Origin of the sequence: Mycobacterium lehmannii (assembly GCF_001499925.1) — a bacterium.
In the GTDB taxonomy this organism is placed as follows: domain Bacteria; phylum Actinomycetota; class Actinomycetes; order Mycobacteriales; family Mycobacteriaceae; genus Mycobacterium; species Mycobacterium lehmannii.
This window is the reverse complement of the sequence record NZ_LQIR01000003.1, coordinates 103659-123603: the sequence shown is the minus strand read 5'-3', so window position 1 is coordinate 123603 and position 19945 is coordinate 103659. Positions and strand designations below refer to the sequence as shown.

General features: G+C 63.9%; 16 protein-coding genes. 5 read left to right on the top strand and 11 right to left on the bottom strand.

The window, feature by feature from the left end:
- The coding region (locus AU192_RS03965) for a DUF222 domain-containing protein (RefSeq protein ID WP_120275411.1) at positions 1 to 851 on the bottom strand (851 nt) is incomplete at its 3' end.
- Positions 852 to 936: 85 nt separating this feature from the next.
- The gene (locus tag AU192_RS03960) at positions 937 to 2166 is read right to left on the bottom strand and encodes a TerC family protein (RefSeq protein ID WP_064394433.1); all 1230 of its coding nucleotides are present in this window, start codon (positions 2164 to 2166) and stop codon (positions 937 to 939) included.
- A gap of 162 nt (positions 2167 to 2328) precedes the next feature.
- Here AU192_RS03960 and AU192_RS03955 point away from each other — a divergent pair, with 162 nt between their 5' ends.
- Both AU192_RS03955 and AU192_RS03950 read left to right on the top strand, forming a co-directional pair.
- Positions 2329 to 3093, top strand: a complete 765-nt coding sequence (locus AU192_RS03955; RefSeq protein WP_064394430.1) for an SDR family NAD(P)-dependent oxidoreductase — start codon at positions 2329 to 2331, stop codon at positions 3091 to 3093.
- A gap of 114 nt (positions 3094 to 3207) precedes the next feature.
- Positions 3208 to 3501: a hypothetical protein gene (locus AU192_RS03950; RefSeq protein WP_133148013.1), complete on the top strand. Its 294-nt coding sequence runs from the start codon at positions 3208 to 3210 to the stop codon at positions 3499 to 3501.
- On the opposite strand, the gene AU192_RS03945 is transcribed toward AU192_RS03950, so the two are convergent.
- Positions 3498 to 4223: a YwaF family protein gene (locus AU192_RS03945; RefSeq protein WP_064394426.1), complete on the bottom strand. Its 726-nt coding sequence runs from the start codon at positions 4221 to 4223 to the stop codon at positions 3498 to 3500. The genes AU192_RS03950 and AU192_RS03945 overlap by 4 nt on opposite strands.
- A gap of 11 nt (positions 4224 to 4234) precedes the next feature.
- Positions 4235 to 5806, bottom strand: a complete 1572-nt coding sequence (locus tag AU192_RS03940; protein ID WP_242656897.1) for a serine hydrolase domain-containing protein — start codon at positions 5804 to 5806, stop codon at positions 4235 to 4237.
- A gap of 60 nt (positions 5807 to 5866) precedes the next feature.
- Here AU192_RS03940 and AU192_RS03935 point away from each other — a divergent pair, with 60 nt between their 5' ends.
- Together AU192_RS03935 and ponA2 are read left to right on the top strand one after the other, a co-directional pair.
- Positions 5867 to 6679 carry a DUF1906 domain-containing protein gene (locus tag AU192_RS03935; RefSeq protein ID WP_064394424.1) on the top strand — a complete coding sequence of 271 codons (813 nt, stop codon included), beginning with the start codon at positions 5867 to 5869 and terminating at the stop codon, positions 6677 to 6679.
- Positions 6680 to 6769: 90 nt separating this feature from the next.
- Complete coding sequence (gene ponA2 / locus AU192_RS03930) at positions 6770 to 9142, top strand: transglycosylase/D,D-transpeptidase PonA2 (protein WP_064394423.1); 2373 nt, start codon at positions 6770 to 6772, stop codon at positions 9140 to 9142.
- Positions 9143 to 9172: 30 nt separating this feature from the next.
- On the opposite strand, the gene AU192_RS03925 is transcribed toward ponA2, so the two are convergent.
- The 4 genes from AU192_RS03925 to AU192_RS03910 form a co-directional block, all read right to left on the bottom strand.
- On the bottom strand, positions 9173 to 9424 hold the full coding sequence (locus AU192_RS03925) for a hypothetical protein (RefSeq protein WP_064394422.1): 252 nt from the start codon (positions 9422 to 9424) through the stop codon (positions 9173 to 9175).
- 417 nt (positions 9425 to 9841) lie between these two features.
- A complete protein-coding gene (locus tag AU192_RS03920; protein WP_064394421.1) occupies positions 9842 to 10345 on the bottom strand; it encodes a DUF2505 domain-containing protein in 504 nt (167 codons plus the stop codon).
- Between the two features lie 65 nt (positions 10346 to 10410).
- A complete protein-coding gene (locus AU192_RS03915; RefSeq protein WP_064394420.1) occupies positions 10411 to 11199 on the bottom strand; it encodes an alpha/beta fold hydrolase in 789 nt (262 codons plus the stop codon).
- Between the two features lie 66 nt (positions 11200 to 11265).
- Entirely contained in the window at positions 11266 to 12039 is a 774-nt protein-coding gene (locus AU192_RS03910; protein WP_064394419.1) for an SDR family NAD(P)-dependent oxidoreductase, read from the bottom strand.
- A gap of 570 nt (positions 12040 to 12609) precedes the next feature.
- Here AU192_RS03910 and AU192_RS03905 point away from each other — a divergent pair.
- Complete coding sequence (locus tag AU192_RS03905) at positions 12610 to 13788, top strand: class I SAM-dependent methyltransferase (protein WP_064394418.1); 1179 nt, start codon at positions 12610 to 12612, stop codon at positions 13786 to 13788.
- A gap of 1149 nt (positions 13789 to 14937) precedes the next feature.
- On the opposite strand, the gene AU192_RS03900 is transcribed toward AU192_RS03905, so the two are convergent.
- The 3 genes from AU192_RS03900 to AU192_RS03890 all read right to left on the bottom strand — a co-directional run bounded on the left by AU192_RS03900 (position 14938) and on the right by AU192_RS03890 (position 19945).
- A complete protein-coding gene (locus AU192_RS03900) occupies positions 14938 to 15762 on the bottom strand; it encodes a GIY-YIG nuclease family protein (protein ID WP_064394417.1) in 825 nt (274 codons plus the stop codon).
- Between the two features lie 159 nt (positions 15763 to 15921).
- Entirely contained in the window at positions 15922 to 16830 is a 909-nt protein-coding gene (locus AU192_RS03895) for a hypothetical protein (protein ID WP_133148012.1), read from the bottom strand.
- Positions 16831 to 16843: 13 nt separating this feature from the next.
- Positions 16844 to 19945, bottom strand: a complete 3102-nt coding sequence (locus AU192_RS03890; protein ID WP_064394415.1) for a type I restriction endonuclease subunit R — start codon at positions 19943 to 19945, stop codon at positions 16844 to 16846.

Below are 19945 nucleotides of genomic sequence, written 5' to 3'. Positions count from 1 at the left end.
CCGTTATTGCTGCCCAACGTGCCCGAGGCGAGCAACTTCCGGCACATGGCATTGAGCGCATCGTGGTTGCGCTGCCCGGTCGTGCGGGTGTCCGCGGCCACCGCTTCGGGCGACGGCTCACCTTCCACACACGCGGTGTCATCGGCCGGGTTGTTCCTGCCGGGGGCGGCTTCGGTGGCCAGCACCGCTTCCAACGCCGCCCGGGTGGCCGGATCAAGCAGTCCGCGTAGCTCACTCATCCCATCAAGGCGCTGACGACCCAGCCGCAGCCAGCGCTGCGCTGCGCGCAACTCATCGGAAAAATCCCCATCCGGGTTCAAATACGCCGCCAACCGCTGCGCGGCCGCGCGCAACTCCTCAGGAGTGTGCTTGGTGGCCAACTGCGCCAGCTGCGCTTCGGCGGCCTCGCGCACGTCAAACGGCGTCGAAGCCGGCACCTGCTTGTCAAAGAACCGCCGGATCACCCGCACATGCTCCGCACCCACCCGACCCTGGGCCACCGCCGCGGCGGTGTGAGCCAGCACCGGCTCGAGTGTCTCCCCGGTCATCGCCCGCCGCGGCGTCAACTCCCGCGCTTCGGCCACCCGCCGATGCGCCTCAGCCTTAGAGATGCGCAACAACACCGTCAACGCCCCAGCCACGCTGGGCTCCCCCAACTCCGCCAACGGGGCCTGCTGGAGCCCGGCCACCATGCTGTGGCTGACCGCGGCTTGGCGCCGGGTGAACCTCTCCCACTGCGCGGTGACCCTCAACTGCTCAGCGGTGCTCAACGTGTCGAAGGACTCGGCGATCAACGCGGTCAGCTCGCGGTCCATCGCCGCGATCCGCTGGCTGACCCGTTCCGCCGACATACTCGAACACTAGTTCGATCCACCGACAACCCCAACCCCATCTGTGACCACAGAAACCAAAGAGACAAAAGTGATTTGCCGTGCGCTATGGGGCGGTGAGCCCCTTGGAAGTGAAGGGCTCAGCTTCGCCACGGTCGACCGCCTCATCGTGCTTGGCGGCTGCGCGATCGAGTAGCTCGATGAGCGCATCTTCGTCACGAACCAGCTGCCGGTACTTGGGACCGAGCGCGAGAATCTGGTCACGCTCGCGAAGAAGCGCCTTGAAGATGCGTTCGCGTTCCTCAGCGCTGCTGGTGTACTCGGAATCAAGGTAGGCCCGCGCGTGCCGGCGAGCGTTGGCGATCGCCGTCTGGGCCGTTCCCCTCTTACTGAACAGCGATGCGACGACGGTGACGACGAGGACTCCGATGATGACCGAGAGCGAGAGGCCGGTGCTGACTTCCACGACCGTGACGGGTTCTCCGTCGTTGATGAATGGCACGTTGTTCTCGTGCAGCGCATGCAGAATCAGCTTCACACCGATGAACGCCAGGATCGCCGCCAGACCGTAGGAAAGGTAGATCAACCGGTCGAGCAGGCCGTCGATGAGGAAGTACAGCTGCCGAAGGCCCAGTAACGAGAACGCCGTCGCGGTGAAGACGATGTAGACGTTCTGGGTCAGACCGAAGATCGCCGGGATCGAGTCGAGAGCGAAAAGGATGTCTGTGCCGCCGATGGCGACCATGACCAGCAGCATCGGCGTCATCGCGCGCTTGCCGTCCACGGTCGTGAACAGCTTGTCGCCGTCGTAGTGCTCGGTGGTGTGAAAGAGCTTCCGCGCCAGCCGAATGATGAAGTTGTCGGCGGTCTCCGAGTCGCTGTTGTTCGGTGCCAGCATGTTGCCCGCGGTGATCAGAAGGATCAACCCGAACGCGTAGAAGACCCAGGCGAAGGTGTTGATCAGCGCAGCGCCGAGGAAAATGAAGCCGGTCCGCGCGATCAACGAGAACACGATGCCGAACAGCAGCACCTTCTGCTGGTCCTCGCGCGGCACGCGGAAGCTGCTGATGATGATCAAGAAGACGAAGAGGTTGTCGACCGACAGCGCTTTCTCGGTGATATATCCCGCGAAATACTCGCCACCGGGGTCGACGCCCCCGAAGATCAACACACCGATCCCGAACAGCACCGCGATCCCGACGTACAACGCCGACCAGATCGCCGCCTCTTTGAGGGTCGGGACGTGGGCCTTGCGCACATGGAAGAAGAAGTCGAACGCCAAGAGTCCGACGATGGCGGCGATCGTCAGCGCCCACACCCATCCGGGTACGACCATGCGTTACTCGCTATCCCTCACCGGAACCGACTGCCCCTAGTGGTGCCCGCAATGGCCGGTTCGAACCCTCGGCCGGGCGAGCACCGCCAGCCCAACGCCACGAACCCCACACATTACGGTTGGTCGAGCACAGCTACCACGATAGACAGGAGAACGTCGGAGATGACGATTCTGGACCGCTTCCGACTCGACGACAAGGTCGTCGTCATCACCGGCGCGTCGTCCGGGCTTGGAGTGTCGTTCGCCGAGGCGGTTGCACAAGCCGGTGCGGATGTGGTGCTGGCAGCCCGACGTGCCGAAAAGCTGGAAACCACAGCAGAACTCGTCAGGGCCGCCGGCAGGCGCGCTCTCAACGTCCAAACCGACGTCGCCGACCCCGATCAGTGCACGGCGCTCGTCGACGCCGCAATGCAGGAGTTCGGCCGCGTCGATGTGTTGGTGAACAACGCAGGAGTCGGCACCGCTGTGCCTGCCACTCGGGAGACGCCTGAAGAGTTCCGCAAGGTCGTCGATGTCAACCTCAACGGCTCGTACTGGGCCGCCCAAGCGTGCGGGCGGGTGATGCAGCCGGGCAGTTCGATCATCAACATCTCCAGCGTCTTGGGTCTGACCACCGCGGCGCTCCCCCAGGCCGCCTACAGCGCCAGCAAGGCCGCGATCGTCGGCCTCACCCGCGACCTCGCCCAACAGTGGGGCGAGCGCAAGGGAATCCGCGTCAACGCCTTGGCACCGGGCTTCTTCAAATCCGAGATGACCGACGAGTACAAGCCGGGCTATCTGGACCGCACCCTAGCCGACCGCGTCGTTTTCAAGCGCTTGGGTGAGCCGCACGAGCTGTCGGCCGCCGTCGTCTGGCTGGCATCCGAGGCCGGCGGCTACGTCACCGGTCAGACCATCGTGGTGGACGGTGGCGTGACAATCACGTAGTCGTCTCGTAACCCGTTCGCTTCGGTCACGAAACGCGTACAGGACCGCCAGCACCGCAGTGTCGGTGATTCCATTGACCCCGGCGGCTCGCGGATGACGGCCGGAAGGTTGCTTATGGGTTCGCTCGGACTGCCGTTTTGGGTGGGTCTGCTCGTCGTGGTCGCGGTCCTGGGCGCGCTGTGCGGATTCGCCGCGACAGCGGCCATGCGGCGGAGCAAGCGACATACGCGGCGCATGTTTCTTCTGGGCGCTTTGTGTGGATTCCTGGCCGGCGCGACCGTCGTCGGGCGGCACAGCGTCATCGCCGGAAGCCGCGCCGTCCTTCGGCGCGCCGGGACCCAGTCGTTGACCCGGCTTGGCCTTGCTTCGCCGCCGCCTCGACGGCGCCGGCTCCCGATAGGACGCTAAGCCGTTCCGGCGGGTCGACGCTTCCGCTCCCATGGCCACGTCATCAGGGCCCAGGCGGCGACGATGATCGCCACTTCGACCGCCAGATACATCGGCCACGGCCCGAACACATCCAACAGCGACGCTGTCGGGGGCTTCCTGTTCAGATAGCCGTAATTCGTGCCGACGATGGCGTTGAAGGTGAAGGTCGCCGCTGCCCAGATCAGGGTTACGACGATGGTAAAGCGGTAGCTGCGCCATCGTGGACGCATCCTCCGTCCCCATGTGAGGTAAATGGCCGCCCAGACGGCGAAGACGTGAAGCACGAAGAACGTGAGAAACAGGTGATGCGGGAAATCCGGTGCGCCCTCTCGAGGTGTTCCCACGTCGGGCGTGAGCAATGCCTGCGAACTCAGCAGCAGACACCAGTAGTAGGTCAGCGCGAAAGCCCAATGTCGTTGCGACCACAGCGCGTAGGCGGCCGTGAGTTCGGCGATGTCGCACAGTTGGATCGGTATGGACGTCTGGATGTCGGGCCGGATCACCTTGTAGACCAACGCCACCACGAACGCCGCGACGATTAGCAACGCGAATACACGCGAGAACACCCGCGCCTGCGCTTCGGTTTGTCGGCGCCCCAACCAGATCAGCAGTGCCGCGCCTACCGCGAAGATCGCGAGGACCACCAAGTGCGATGGCCCGTACGCCTCGAACTGTCTTTGCGCGTAGTACAACTCGGTCATCTCTTGCTCGTTCAGCGGGGTTTAGGGGCTGGTTGCGTGTCGGTGTAGAGGTCCAGCGCTCGGGCGGTCACCGTGGCGAGTTCTCCTTGTAGGTTCGAAAGCGGTCTGCTGCCGCGGATGTGGATGACGTTCGTCAGCAGGATCACATACGTGTCAGAAGCCGGGTCCATCCACATCGACGTCCCAGTGAAACCGGTATGCCCGAAGCTGCCGACGGGAAACAGTAGTCCGCGCGGTCGGGAATGGCCGGTGTCGATGTCCCATCCGAGCCCGCGCAGGTTTTGCCCCGGTATCGCCGGATAGTTCGGGGCGAGAAGCGGATTCGGGTTGGGTGCCGCGGCGATGGCCTCTCGGACGGCTTCGTTGGCCGCTTCGACCTGTCCGGGTGAGTGCCCCGGTTGCTGGGGCGTGGTCATCAGCCGAAGGGTTTCCTGCGTCAACGGGAACGCGCTGGGACGGCCCGCCAATCGGTCCAGCAGCGCCTGCGCGAAAATGCCGATGTCACGTGCGGTCGAGAACACCCCGGCATGCCCGGCAACACCGCCCATGCGCCGTGCTGTCGGATCGTGGACCGTGCCTCGCAGCGGGAAGTCGAGATCGGGGTTGGCGCCCGGTTGGGCTCTGCCTTCCTCGTCGAGGGCGGTCGGGGCGATGCGGGCCAAAACGTCGGTGTTCCAGGCACCGTCGGGACAGGCGGTCGGCGCAGGCGCCTCCGACGTGGGTGCCCACGCGACCGCGGCCCCTCTGATCTTGTGCGGGCCGCACGCCTTGGCCGGAGGGAGGTAGCGGGTGTCCTTCATACCGAGGGGCGCGAACACGTTTCGCTGGACGTAGACGTCTTCTGATTCGCCGGTGACCTCTTCGATCAGCGCCCCGAGCAGGATGAAGTTGATATCGGAGTAGCGGAACACTTCTCCTGGCACGAATTGCAGCGGCGTAGCGAGCGCGCGGCGGATTCCTTGCGCGCTGTCGGCGGCGGCCAGGCCCCACGGATCCCGCAGGTCGATATCGCCTGCGATACCCGAAGTGTGGGTGAGCAACATGCGCAGCGTCACCTGGGCCCGCTGCGGATCGCGCGCACTGTTGAAGGCAGGCAGATAGTTCTGCACCGGTTCGTCGAGTCCGACCTTGTTCTGTTCGTAGAGCTGCATGACGGCGGTCGCCGTTGCGAGGCTCTTGGTCAGGGACGCCACGTCGAAGATCGTGTCCTCGGTCATCGACTCAGCAGGTGCCGGGGTCCCGTCGAGCCCAGGTTCGCCCGCCAGCTTCCGTGAGCCGTACGCGTGGTGGACGACGAGCTCGCCGCGGTGTCCGACCGCGACCACCGCGCCGGGCAATTCGTGGGCGGCGATCGCGGTGTTGATCAACTCGTCGACCGGCGGCAGCCCGGGCGCCGCAATGGCCGGGGTGGGCGGTGCGGCCGACGGGGGCGGCGGTGTCGCCCGCGCACCGGAATCGGCCGGCGGATGATCGATTCCGCCACCGCACGCCGCAGACGCGGTCAGAGCGAGGACGACCGTGACGATGGAAAGCCACCTCGACAAGGACCGCTTGCCGTGCATGGCGAGTCGGTCTGCGGGCATGGCCATCCCGTCCGGTCGAAGGTGCGGGTGCGTCGTCGTCAATGTTGTTAGCATCGCGCCGTGCAGGACTCCCCGAGGTCACCCGGTCGTGGCGGAGGGCACTGTCCTTCACGGCGCGAACTCCTCAAGTATGCCGTCGCCGCGCCACCGCTGTTCTTCCTCGGGGCAGCGGCAGCGACGCTTTCGGGCCCGAGCGCGTCGGCGGCGCCGCTGCGTCTCGTCGACTTCGCGCACCGCAAGGTTCCGGCCGATCAACTCAAGGCGGCGGGCTTCGACGGGGCGCTGGTTTACGTATCCGAACTGCGGCCGGGCGCTGACTTCGACTTCAAACCGGTGACGCGCGAGTATGCCGACTCGCTGCGGGCTGAGGGGTTGCACGTCGTCAGCTGCTATCAGTACGGCAAGCCCGGCTGGCCGACGCCGTCTGATTACACCCGCGGATACGACGGCGGTGTCGCGGACGCCCTGACCGCGCAGCGGTTGCACAATGCCGCGGGCGGTCCTGATTCGGCACCCATCTTCTTCAGCGTCGACGAGGACATCGACGCTGAGACGTGGGAGAACGTCGCGCTCGAGTGGTACCGCGGAATCAATTCGGTGCTGGGGGTGGATCGCACAGGTCTGTACGGCCACGCGCGGGCGTGCTCGTGGGCGATCGGCGACGGCGTCGTCGGCCGCTCGACCAGCGACGGACATTGGTGGGTGTGGCAGACCAAGGCCTGGTCGGCTGGTGAGCGCGATCCCCGGGCCGTGCTCTATCAGGCCGTGGTGATCGGCCCGTCCGAACCCGGTGTGCCCATCGGAGACACACATGTCGACGTCGACGAAGTTCTGGCGCCCGACTTCGGCCAGTGGGACCTGGACCGAGGCTGACCGTGCCCGTTACCAGAGCGTTTCGCCGTCGTTGCGATGAAATCGGCGCGGGAGTGTTCGTCGCGAGACCGCATTTAATACCCTGCTGACATGCCGGAGCGCGAACCGGCCGGGGGGACGGTCATCAAGCTGATTTTGTGCTGCACGCTGGCCGGGGTACTGGTGGCGGCGCTGATGTTCCCGTTCGCGGGCGGATTCGGCCTGTTGTCCAACCGCGCCTCCGACGTCGTCGCCAACGGGTCGGCGCAGCTGGTGGAGGAAGACGTCCCGCAGGTGACGACGATGGTCGACGCCGCAGGTAAACCGATCGCCTGGCTTTACAGCCAGCGCCGGTTCGAGGTGAAGAGCGAGCAGATCGCCAACACCATGAAGCTGGCCATCGTCTCGATCGAGGACAAGCGGTTCGCCGAACACGCGGGCGTCGACTGGCAAGGCACACTCACCGGCCTGTCGGGTTATCTGTCGGGCAACCTCGACACCCGCGGCGGTTCGACGATCGAGCAGCAGTACGTCAAGAACTTCCAGTTGCTGGTGACCGCGCAGACCAACGCCGAGAGGCGCGCCGCGGTGGAACTGACTCCGGCGCGCAAGCTCCGCGAGATGCGGATGGCGTTGACGCTGGACAAGACATTCACCAAGGCGGAGATCCTCACGCGCTACCTGAACCTCGTGGGGTTCGGCAACGGGGCGTTCGGTGTTCAGGACGCCGCGCAGACCTATTTCGGGATCAACGCCTCGCGGTTGAACTGGCAGCAGGCGGCGCTGTTGGCCGGTCTGGTCCAGTCGCCCACCTCGCTGGATCCCTACGTCAACCCCCAGGGGGCCCTGCAGCGCCGGAACCTGGTGTTGGACACCATGATCGAACACCTCCCCCAGCACACCGACGAACTGCGAGCCGCCAAGTCCGCGCCGCTCGGTGTGCTGCCCCGCCCCAAGGAACTTCCGGGCGGATGCATCGCCGCCGGTGACCGCGGGTTTTTCTGCGAGTACGTGCTGGCGTATCTGGCGCATGCCGGAATCAACAAGGAACAGGTGGCCCGCGGCGGCTACCTGATCCGCACCACGCTCGACCCGACGGTCCAGTCGTCGGTGAAACGGGCGATCGACAAGGTCGCGAGCCCCACGCTGGACGGAATCGCCAGCGTGATGAGCGTCATCAGGCCGGGAAAGGACTCGCACCGGGTGCTCGCGATGGCCAGCAACCGCAACTACGGTCTGAACAAGGACGCCGGGCAGACGGTGCAACCGCAACCGTTCTCGCTCGTCGGCGACGGCGCAGGTTCGATCTTCAAGGTCTTCACCACCGCCGCGGCGCTCGAGATGGGCATGGGCATCAACGCCCAGCTCGCGGTCCCCGGATCCTTCCAAGCCCGTGGACTCGGCAGCAGCGACACCCCCGGCTGCCCGAAAGAGACGTGGTGTGTGAAGAACGCGGGAAACTACCGCGGGTCGATGAACGTCACCGACGCGCTGGCCAGCTCCCCCAACACCGCGTTCGCCAAGCTCATCCAGCAGGTGGGTGTGCCCCGCGCAGTCGACATGGCCGTTCGGCTCGGGCTGCGCTCCTACGCCCTTCCGGGGACGGCGCGGCCGTACGACCGGGGAAGCAATGAGAGCCTCGCCGAGTACATCAAGCGGCAGAACGCCGGATCGTTCACCTTGGGGCCGTTCCAGCTCAACGCCCTCGAGTTGTCGAATGTGGCCGCGACGTTGAGTTCCGGCGGCACGTGGTGTCCGCCCAACCCGATCGACAAGATCATCGACCGTCGTGGCAACGAGGTGACGTTCACCGCGGAAAAGTGTGACCAAGCGGTTCCGGAAGGGTTGGCGAACACCCTCGCGAACGCGCTGAGCAAAGACGACAAGGGCGCCGGCACGGCCGCGGGAGCCGCGGGTTCGGTGGGCTGGGATCTGCCGATGTCCGGTAAGACCGGCACGACCGAGTCCCACCGGTCCTCTGGCTTCCTGGGATTCACCAACCAGCTCGCGGGCGCCGTCTACGTCTTCGATGACTCCAACTCACCGTCGGGGATCTGCTCGTTCCCGCTTCGCAAGTGCTACAGCGGGGACCTGTACGGGGGTAACGAGCCGGCGCGCATTTGGTTCGAGGCGATGAAGCCGATCGCGACCGATTTCGGTGAGGTGCGCCTGCCGCCGACCGATCCCCGCTTCGTCGAGGGCGGTCCCGGAAGCGAGGTGCCGAACGTGACGGGCATGAATGTCGACCGGGCCCGGCAGCGGCTGAAGGACGCCGGATTCCAGGTGGCCGAGAAGACGACGCCGGTCAACAGCGGGGCCGCTTACGGTGCGGTGGTCGGGACCACGCCGAGTGGGCGGACCATCCCGGGGTCCATCGTCACGATCAACACCAGCACCGGGATCGCGCCGGCACCGCCGCCGCGTCGGGAGGAACCGCCGCCTCCGCCGGGTGTGCCGCCGCCACCGCCTCCGCCCCCTGCTTGAGGACGGACGGGGTTAGGGGCTTGCCGGGAGCTACTCGGGTGTGAGTTGTTCGGAGTCAGCGAACAGCAGCGTGCCCTCGTCGAGCATCACTGCCCAGCGGCGGGCGGGATCCGCGATGTGGTTGGAGCCGATATCGACGGCCACGGCGGTCATCTCACCGAAGTCTTCGACGATGACGCCACGTGCCTCGGCGTCCGTGTCGGGGTTCACGCGGACGCGGACGTCCACGGCCAACTCCGAGTCGTGGCCTTGCTCCCGATCGTCGACGCTTTGATCAGCCACCGATACCCCCTGACGCCCGTCAAGAATTTGCGTGGAGGTCAGTGAACCACGATCGCCGTCGCCTGACCGGGGAATTCGGCGAAAACTTCGGTTTGCGGACAGCGCCTTTTCTGGAGCGGCCGCGCCCTGGGCACCCAGCACGCCGCCCAGAATCTGGCATCGGCAGTCGCGGCACGTTCCGGGTTCGCCGGAAACCTGCGCCGAGACTGCGGTTCGGCCAACGTGAGTTCGGAGGGCGGCGGTTGACACCCGCGTCATCAATCGCCGCCGGAACCACTGCTGCCATTGCCCGCCTACGAGCGAATAACTCGCTCGCAGCGAATTATTCGCGCAGAGCTGGGCAATAGGGGTAGGCAGTCACCGGAGTACCTGAAGCGGCCGTGTAGCGCCTCTGCGCGTCCACTCGCGGCCGCGACGTCAAGCGCGCTCGCGGGTCCACTGGGCGATAAAGCGAAGGATCTCGGGGATCTGATCCATCATCTGACGACCGAAGTAGCTTTCGATCTTGCCGCCGACGATCGGGATCTTGACTTTGACGATGCCGCTGCACTCGAGGCGCTTACCGTCCCGCGTCGGCGTCATCTCGATGGTGCCGCGGCCGGAGCCAGGCGCTCCGTGGGCCTGGACGTGGATCAGCCCCCGCACCTTGTCCCCACGGTCGACGGTCCACGTCTCGCTTTGCACCAGTTCCACACCCCCGGGGTAAAGCTTGCCAAAAAGGCCGGGCAGCACGGTGTTTCGCAGGTCCTGGGCTACCGTCACCCGCACCTCGCCCTGCGCGTCGACGTCGAACGAGCGCAGTTCTGCCGTACCGCTATGCGGTTCCAGCCGCGCAAGCCAGTATCCGCGCTCCGAGAACGCGGCTTGGATCTGTTGGACGCTGACCGCAGATTCGACCGTGCAGTCGAATGACTTTGACATGTCAGAAGGCTATCGCTCCATGAGCGGGGCGATCGGTGATGCGGTCCTCGGCGAGAGTGCGATGCTCAGATGGCGTCGCAGAAGTCGGCAATCAGGGCGGTGATCTCGGCGGCCTGTTCAATCTGCGGGAAGTGGCCAGACCCGGGCAGCATCGCGGCGGTGGCCTGCGGCACATGAGCGAGCACCAGATCGATCCAGGCTGAACTCTGTCCCGATTCGAGCGACACACGCTCGCGTGCCGCGTCGAGCGTCGTGCATTGAATCGCCAGCAGCGGGACGCGCACGGAGTCGAGTGCACTCACCACCTCACCGGCGTCCCAACCTGCCAGGCTTGTCAGCAGCGTCCTGCCGGACGGGGCGGGAAAGCCGACCCCTCGATCGACGATCCGGTTCGCCAGAACGGGGTCGCTCGACGGGACGAACATCGATTCGAAGAACCGCTTCATGAATTGTCCGTAGCCATCCCCTGCGAGCTCATCGGACATGGCCTGCTCGGCGGCTGCGGGATCACCGTCGGCGATCCGGCTGCCGTCGACGAGTACGAGCCCGGCCACGGCATCGGGCTGGACCCGGTACGCCTGGAGAGCGACACGACATCCCATGCTGTGGCCCACGATGATCGCCGGCGGCAGCGACAACTCCGTCATGACTCGGGCCACCGCAGCGCCGTACTCCTCGATCGTGCAGTCCTCCGGTGCGGCCGTGTCGCAACCATGCCCGGGTAAGTCGCGTACGACGACGGTGGTTCTTGTCTCGAACCAGTCGACCTGGGCCTGCCAGTCGGTGCCATCGCAAGCAAGCCCGTGCACAAAGACCAAGGGCGGGCCACCAGTGCCCGTTCGTGTCACTCGCATCCTCGGAGCTCCTTTGCTCGAGTGGAGGCAATTTCTTGTGGCGGGCGCTAACTCACGGTTAGAACACTATTGCGCTAGGTATCCGCCATCGACGGGCAACACTGCTCCGGTGATGAACGAGGCGTCGTCGGACGCGAGAAAGGCGATGGCGCTGGCGACTTCGGCCGGTTCACCGAGACGGCCGATCGGGTGCATGCGCTCGATCGCCGCCAGATACTCCGACCCACCCGGCTCATCAGGAAGCTGCTTGACTCGCTCGGTTCGAATCGTCCCTGGGGCAACGGCATTGACCCTGATGCCGCGGTCGGCCCACTCGACGGCCAGGTGCTTGGTCATGCCGGTAGCGATGAACTTGGCGGGCCCGTAGGCGGCCTGTCGCTTCTGGCCTGCCAGTCCGGAGATCGAGGAGAGGCAGACGATGGCGCCGCCCCCGGTAGGCAACATCGCCTCGATCGCGTACTTGCACGTCAGAAACATTCCGCGGCCGTCGATGGCCATCACCTCGTCCCAGTCGGCGGCAGAGACTTCAAGCGCATCGCCGAGCGGGATGATCCCAGCGTTCGCGACCAGCACGTCGAGCCGTCCGTAGCGGTCGGTCGCCGCTGTGATCATCCGCTGCGCATCGCCTTCGACCGAGACGTCGCCGACCACTGTCTCGACTTCCGCCCCGGACTGCCGCAGTTCGTCGGCCAGCGCGAGCAGCGGCTCACTCCTAATGTCGGTGACGATCAACCGGGCTCCTTCGCGCGCGAAACGCACGGCCGTCGCCCGGCCGATCCCGAACGCCGCCCCAGTGATCACGGCGGACTTTCCGTGGAGACGCCCTAGTTCTGGGGTCACAGCTGGGCCCTCAGCTTGGTCGACAACGCTCCAACCTCCTTTGTGCGCCGAAGTTGTCGACGCGGTAAATGCCAAGCTCAACCTCGCGGTCGTGCGATCTTGAAATGGAAATCCGTGGGAGACATCGCGATCAGGGCGGCCGCCTCGTGGCCGGAAGCTTATGTCCGCGCGCAAGAGGCTCCGGGACAAACGGCCAAATCAGCAGGGCCAGAGGCAAATTCACTTCACTGGTGATGGCGAAAAGAGAACTGTTCAGAGCGGGTTGCTCTGGCCAGTAGCTCCTCTTGGTGGAGCTGCCGGATCGGACCAGACGCAGAAATCAGCGGAAGACGACTGTGTGGTGAGTGAAGGATCGCGTCACCGGTGGTCTTGTCGAGTTCGACGCGGGCTGTTAACGGAGCAACATGAGCTATTTCGCCGATGCAGGAAAGTATAGTTTCACCATGGCGGCCGCGCCGAGGGGCGGGAGTGAGCATGGATCTTCCAGCAGAAATCGGCCCCAAACGGCCTCCCGACCGCGGCGCTGCGGAAGGAAGCACCACGCCGTCTTGTCGCCCCGAGCTCTTGAGCATGGCGGACGACTATGCGCGACACGCCCTCTCGCAGCGCGCCTGCTTTGAGGCGATTCACCCAACTGTGTTGGCCGCCGCGGAGAGGCTATCGGCCGAGCCGGTGCTCTGCGTGGCCGATTTGGGAGCCGCCGACGGCGTGAACTCTCACGGCCTCATCCGTGATCTCGTGGCACAGCGCTCCGGCCGGCCTTTGATATACGCGCTCGTTGACCTACCGACGAACGGATGGCGGGTCGCCGCTGCCCACCTGCGAGACGCCTTTGGCGAGGCGGAGGACCAGGGAGTGGTGGTCGTGACCCCTGGGCAGGCCGAGTCCGGCCCCGGGATCGCCGATACGGGCGCGGGCGCCCATTACGGCTCGCCGGAGGCCCACGGCAAGGCCTGTCGTCGAGCTCTCGATCGCGACCCGCCTCCCGCCGCGGTCGTCTCCATGGCCGGAATCCCTCTCGATCAGGCCCCCGCCTTTCCACGAGGCACAGCGCACCTCTCTGTGAGCGGGACGACCATGCACTGGATCGCCGACGCCGCTGGCCTGGTCTCCAGCGGCTCGGTCTTTCCCGGATACCCGGACCACGTGGATCAGGACGAGCGACGTACCTGGCGCATCGCCGCGGCGCGCCAGTGGGAAGAAATGCTCGAGATGCGCTCACTCGAGCTGTCGCCAGGGGGCTGGTTCATCGCGGCCATCCCGGCCTCCCCGGCTCCATGCCCGGACAGGACGGGGCTCTACGTCGAGATCGTCGGGGACATGAACCTCCTGCTCGCCGACTGGCGCCGGGCGGGGCGAATAAGCGGCGCCACGGTCGACGCGGCAGTCGTTCCGGTCTGGTCGCGCACACTCGGCGAGTTCCGGGCCCCATTCGAGGCGGGTGCCGGGCGCTTCGCCGGCCTCGAGCTCGAGAGCATCGAACTTTTCCGCATCGACAACCCCTACTGGCACGGGGATCCCGCGGCGTTCGCGCACGACTATGTCCAGAGCGTGGGCGCATGGGGAGGGCCGCTCCTCCTCCGTGCATTCGCCCGCGAGGGGGAGGCACGGGCGGCTGGCCTCTTCACCGCTTTTCTCCAAGAGCTCGAAGAACGCGTCGCGGAGGCCCCCGACCGCTATCGCTGGGACTACGTCGAGGCGCTCGTCATCTGCCGGAAAGCGAGTGACATGGGTTGGTCACGTGCGTAAGCGCGATTGACGTAACCCACGACCGCATCGTTATCAGCCGACGCTGCCCGGTGTACCGATCGGAACTTGCACACCCACCCAGTTGCACGGCGTCCAGGTTCGCCACGCGACTAGTGCGCACTGCTGCTGAGGACTGAGCGACGGCGCACACGGCGGCGTCCCCGGCACGCCACACACGGCAGGGTCAGCCAACGCCGCACCCACACCTACGCACCCACCAACGCCGATCGAGGCCGCGACGGCTCCAACCGTCAGCAATCGTCTCAACATGTCAAGCCCTGCCTTCTGTCGTACAAGTCAACGGGTGCCGCACTTTTCGCTACCGCCGCCCCGAAGGCGGTTGCCGCCACGACAAACGCGGCCACGACTCGTATGGCATGCCCCGACTTTGATTGGATGTGAGGCGTCCTCCCCACCTGGGGGTCCACCTACAACACCGAGTCTCCGCCTGAAACGGCGAAAGGGAATCAGGGGTTTCCCTATAACTTGTTTGCTGGAACACGAAATCTGCCGTCTTGTTCTACGGACATGTGGGGACTTGCACGCCGGAGCGGTTGCGGAGCTTCCATCGCCACATCGGCAGCAGCAGCCGCAACGTCTATGAGAACTCCCGCTAGGCCCCGGGTAACGGCGACACCGACATCCTGTCCACTCTGAGTTACCACGGTGAGCACTTGAACCCGTGACTTGACCGGGGGAGCGGCCGCGAATCGTGACGCGTCAGGTCGTTTTGCCGAGGCGCAGCAGCCGGACCACTTTGACAGCGGAGGGCACTGCGCTTCTGAAGAAAGCGGGTAAGCCACCAGTGACGATCTGCGTCGGCCGACTCCAGCGTCTTGAGCGGACCGACGATGCCGACGAGATCGCGGACCCGTCCATGCTGCTAACCGAATCGAAGCCATGGTGACCGCCCCTGGGACACGTTTGTTGACACAACTGTCGACGTAGAGCAAACAGGCAAAGAAAAAGGGCCGCATTTCTGCGGCCCTTTCCAGTGGAGCTGCCGGGAATCGAAACCGGTACGAATTTCACGCTGACCTGCAGAAATACAAGAGGAGACGACGCGAAACCGCACGAAACCACGCCACATGACCTGCGGATTCGCGAATGGCGTTGATGGCATCAACGGGCGTGGACGGCGCGAGTCGTCTAGTTCTTGTTCAAGCCGAACTGCCGGGTGAGCAGAACGTCCTTCCAATACGACTCGCGGTCCAGGACCTCTTGATCCGGGGTACGCATAGACCAGAACTCCAGCAGCGCGAATCGAAGATTAGACCGGGCGTACTCAGCGCCCTTCTGCCCTACCAGCTCCTTGAGCGCGACGTTGTTTCCGTGCAGCCCGTCGACGTACTGGCGCAGTCTGGCCCAGATCCCGGTATCTCCGTACGCAGCGCCGACGTAGGCCTTCCCGGTCTCGACGTCGTGGATGACGTAGACGCCCTTCATGTACTGCAAGGCCCCGCGCCAGTCGTTCCACTCTTGAGTTACCGCAGTCTCCAGAACGCCGATGCTGTGGTTGATGCGGTCGTGACCAGGGAAGGGCTCACCGGTGTAGGGCAGCTTTGAGATGGACACCACTTCGATGTCGTCGATGTAGGTGTCCATGTTGAGCCGGATGGCCCGACCAGTCGGGCGGAATTTCACCCACAGCCGCTTGATGTATGGACCCATCAGATCGTCGCGCAAGACGATCTTGTAGGAATGCGCGTTCGGCTTGTCGCCACGGGACTTGACCTCGAAGACGCCGCCGAATAGCCAGAGCGCCGGGTCGTTTCGGTCCCGCGCTAGCGTAAAGATGAACTGCCGATTGAACTCATTGCGGGCGGGCCGCCACCGACTCCACTTGACCCACTCGTCCCATGAGCGCGTTAGGACGTCGATTGGATGGTCATTGCCGTTGAAAACGGCACAGTGCAGCTTGCACTCGACTGGGTCGAGATCGCCTGTGAGGCTTCGCAGTGAAATTGCCGTCATGCATGGAGACTATCGACGCGAACTTCCCTGCGCGGCGATCCGAAGCACGGGCGGCGCTTGGCGCGATCTGGCCTTGATGGTTACTTTGCGACATATAACGAGGTGTTGGCGCTGGTGTTGACTACGCACTCGGATCGCGACTGGAGGACCACCGCATAATCACTTGGCCGGATATCGATTCTCGTAGAACCATAATCGAGGCCACCAGCAAGCGGGGGTCGGCTGCTTTTCGAACGGGAGTTCAGTCCACGAATGGAGCAACAGATCAGGATTCATGAATCGGTAGAGCACCTCAATTTTGTCCTCGGTAGAGAGATTCCGGGGCATCAAGAGTTGAAACTCGCTGCCCTCTTTGTTGGCAAGGACGGCAACTAACAAATGAGCGACTTCGCCGAGCTGACGCCTGAATTTGGCGCAGTCGGGGTAACCCCACGGAGGCGCAGGCAACCGAATAAGGGACACGAAGTCAGCGTTGGCTTCTACAAATAACTGCTGACCGTGAAGAGTATTCTGCCGCTCATTAAAGGCGAACAAAAAGTCAAACAAATCTTCCGGCACATCGTCGTCTAGGGAGACAAGGTCACCCTCGGTGTAGACCGCACTCCACTTAAACCGTGAAACCGCCGCTCTGATAACGGACAGGTCTGCGTTCAAGATGGTAATCGAATCATCAGAGATGGCTCGGCTGTGCGCCAGTGTATTGCGAATCATCGCCACCGACTCCAGACGGCTCGCGAGAAGCTCGCCGTAAAAACCGCACAAATGATGGATCTGCTCTTGGATTACATCTCGGCGTAGGAGACTAGCCAATTGTCCGTGAGTGGTGGACCACAGGAGTTCTTCTTCTGCATCAACGCCCAGATACCACCGCGACCTGTTGTTGGCCGATTGCGACTCAAGACGTTTACGAAACGACTCGTCCAACGATCCTGCCCAACTCGGGCCCTGAGATAGCATCAATGCCGTCCAACAGATTCTCCGCAGCCAGGTTTCTGCCTCGAAAATGAGTCGGTATCCGATCGCGTTGGCGGACGGGAAGAGAACTTCCTCTGACCACTCACTATCCATCAGTCCCCTGTCCTCATGCACTCGCCTTCAAACCCCGATAGACGATCGGCACCAGTTCGGCGAGCAGTTTCTGTGACAGATCTGCGTTGTTGATGATCTGTGTCGAAAGATCTTCTGACGAGGCCATTGCCCCGATGACCGCCGTCATGAACTCGCTATGCAGGTCCGGGCTAGCGGAGAACTGGGCCAACGAATTGTGCTGTGCTTGCTGCTGCAGGATTTCGCTCTCTTCGAGTCGTTCCTTCACGTGAGTGACAACGTTCTTCACGCTGGAATCGGGGTGATCGCCGGAGAATAAGTCGTTGATCTTCTCGATAATCTCGGCGAGGGCGACCAGTTCCGGGTCTTTGACGCTGCCGGTCCCGGCTTCCTTGGCCGGTTCGAGCGGAATACCGCCCGCGAGCTTGCCTGCGGTGGTGCCCTGTTCGTGTTGGGCGATGTAGTCGAAATCGACGGTGGACAGATCGATCTCATGCTGGAGCTGCTCAGCAGTGATGACGGGAGCCAGGTGCCGCAGGTAGATGGACAGCTTCTCCAGGGACAGGTCTTCGTAGTTGAAGATTTGGGAGAGGAAGTCGTACTGCCGCAGGAAAGTGCCGACGTCCTTACGGAACATGATGAGTTCGTCCAGCGCCGCCCTGTCGTTGGCGTCGTCGGCAATACGCTCACGGTCCCGGAAGCGGTCACGGGCCGGAGTCACCCACTTCGTCAGCGCGTTGTTGCCCTTGTGCGCCAGGTAATCCGCGACGAGCCCCTCCACTTCGGATTCCTGGTAGATCGCGGCGGCATCGAGCTTGGCCATGGTCTCGTGCACGATATTGCGATCGGTGACGTCTGCCAGCGTGGTCGCCTCGTAGTAGGGCTCGAACGCCTCGACGATCTCCTCGGCACCGTTGGCGAAGTCCAGCACGAACGTCTGATCCTTGCCGGGTGCCACCCGGTTGAGCCGCGACAGTGTCTGCACCGCCGCGACACCTGACAGGCGCTTATCGACGTACATCGCCACTAGCAACGGTTGATCGAAGCCGGTCTGGAATTTGTTGGCCACCAACATCACCTGGTACTCGTCGGCGGCGAACGCATCGCGCAGATCGCGGCCCTTCAACCCCGGATTCATCGAGGTCTCGGTGACCTTGTCCACGCCGGAGTCGGCGTCGGTGACCTCGCCGGAGAACGCCACCAGCGCCGCGACGTCGTCATAGCCCTGCTCTGCGACGTACTTGTCGAAGGCCAGCTTGTAGCGCACCGCCGCCTTGCGCGACGAGGTGACGACCATGGCCTTGGCCTTGCCATCTAGCCGCCAGCCGACATTGGCGCGGAAGTGCTCGACGATGATCTGCACCTTCTGGGAGATGTTCGTCGGATGCAACTTGACCCAGTTCATCACCGACTTCACCGCTGCCGACTTATCCACCAAGTCACTGCTGGCGCTGCCGGTGACCGCGATCGTGCCGGTGCTGGTGGCTTGTGATTCGTAGGACTGTCCGTTGTGGGTGAGCCGGAACGCCGTCTTGTACGGGGTGTAATTCTTCAACACATCGAGAATGAAGCCCTCCTCGATGGCCTGCTGCATCGAATACAGATGAAACGGGTGCGGCTTACCGCTAATGCCCCTGTGGCCGAACAACTCCAGAGTCTTAGCTTTCGGGGTGGCCGTGAACGCGAAGAACGACAGGTTCGTCGATTCGGCCCGTGCGGCGACCTCCGCCGCCAGGACGTCCTCGGCATCGACTGTGCCGCCGTCCTCCAGTTCCTCCAGCTCAGAGGCGGCCAGAGCCGCTTTCAGACGCTTGGAAGCCTCTCCAGCCTGTGAGGAGTGAGCTTCGTCGGCGATGATCGCGAAGTTCTTGCCCTTCAACGAGGTTTGTCCCTGGATCAGATCCAAGGCGTAGGGGAACGTCTGGATGGTGACGATGATGATCTTCGTCCCGTCCTGCAGGGCATCGGCCAATAGTTGGGATTTTGACCCGCCCAAACCGTCGATATGGGCGACGACGCCGGGGGTCTTGTCGATCTGACGGATCGCCTCCTGCAGTTGAGCATCGAGCACGTTGCGGTCGGTGATCACGATGACCGAGTCGAACACCGGCTTATTGGCGTCGTCGTGTAGCACCGAGAGCCGGTGCGCCAACCAAGAGATGGAGTTGGTCTTGCCCGATCCAGCGGAGTGCTGGATCAGGTATCGATGTCCCGGCCCCTGGGTGCGGGCGTTTTGAATCAATCGGGTCACCGCGTCCCACTGGTGGTAGCGCGGGAACAGCATTGTCTGGGTGCGGATCTTCTTGTCCGACACCGGGTCGATTTTGTCGGTGACCTGCAGGTGTAGGAACCGTCCGAGGATGTCGAGCCAGGTGTCTCGCTGCAGGATCTCCTGCCACAGGTACGCCGTCGGTGATCCGTGCGGGTTCGGTGGGTTACCGGCGTGGTGGTTGTCGCCCCGGTTGAACGGCAGAAAGTAGGTGTCCTTGCCCGCCAGCTTGGTGGTCATCTGCACCTCGCTGTTGGACACCGCGAAGTGCACCACCGCCCGAGACCCGAACGCCAACAGCGGTTCGCCCTTGGGCAGCCGGTGATTCTTGTACTGCAGCACCGCGTCGGTGATGTTCTGGGTGAAATCGGTCTTCAACTCCGCCGTCGCGACGGGTATGCCGTTAACGAAGAACACCAAGTCGATGCTGTTGGCGTTCTTCGTGGAGTAGTGCACCTGCCGCATCACCCGCAGCCGCACCGCCTCATACTTCTTCGCGGTGGTCTCGTTCAGCGAGGTGTTGGGCCGGAACTGACACATCTGGAATTGCGCGTTGAGGTCCTTAAACCCCCGCCGCAGCACCGACAACGTGCCCCCGTTTGACTTCGGATCAGCCTCAAGGGCCTTTACCAAGGTATTGAGGACGCCCTGCCGCGCCTTCGCCAGCGCCTCACCCGTCAGGTCCGGCTTGACCCGTTTGACCAATTGATCGGCCTGCGTGTCGGCTAGCCACCCGAACACGTCTTCCGGAAACATCGCCAGCTCGCGGTCGTAGCCTGCATCAGTCGGTGAGTACCGCCAGCCGTGCGCGGCCAGGTGCTCACAGATCTCGACCTCAAACGACGACTCATGATGCTGCTGCGCCAT

Coding starts and splice junctions, on each gene's coding strand:
- AU192_RS03960 (WP_064394433.1), bottom strand. CDS start 2,166: ATGGTCGTACCCGGATGGGTGTGGGCGCTGACGATCGCCGCCATCGTC.
- AU192_RS03955 (WP_064394430.1), top strand. CDS start 2,329: ATGACGATTCTGGACCGCTTCCGACTCGACGACAAGGTCGTCGTCATC.
- AU192_RS03950 (WP_133148013.1), top strand. CDS start 3,208: ATGGGTTCGCTCGGACTGCCGTTTTGGGTGGGTCTGCTCGTCGTGGTC.
- AU192_RS03945 (WP_064394426.1), bottom strand. CDS start 4,223: ATGACCGAGTTGTACTACGCGCAAAGACAGTTCGAGGCGTACGGGCCA.
- AU192_RS03940 (WP_242656897.1), bottom strand. CDS start 5,806: ATGCCCGCAGACCGACTCGCCATGCACGGCAAGCGGTCCTTGTCGAGG.
- ponA2 (WP_064394423.1), top strand. CDS start 6,770: ATGCCGGAGCGCGAACCGGCCGGGGGGACGGTCATCAAGCTGATTTTG.
- AU192_RS03920 (WP_064394421.1), bottom strand. CDS start 10,345: ATGTCAAAGTCATTCGACTGCACGGTCGAATCTGCGGTCAGCGTCCAA.
- AU192_RS03915 (WP_064394420.1), bottom strand. CDS start 11,199: ATGCGAGTGACACGAACGGGCACTGGTGGCCCGCCCTTGGTCTTTGTG.
- AU192_RS03905 (WP_064394418.1), top strand. CDS start 12,610: ATGGCGGACGACTATGCGCGACACGCCCTCTCGCAGCGCGCCTGCTTT.
- AU192_RS03900 (WP_064394417.1), bottom strand. CDS start 15,762: ATGACGGCAATTTCACTGCGAAGCCTCACAGGCGATCTCGACCCAGTC.
- AU192_RS03895 (WP_133148012.1), bottom strand. CDS start 16,830: ATGGATAGTGAGTGGTCAGAGGAAGTTCTCTTCCCGTCCGCCAACGCG.
- AU192_RS03890 (WP_064394415.1), bottom strand. CDS start 19,945: ATGGCGCAGCAGCATCATGAGTCGTCGTTTGAGGTCGAGATCTGTGAG.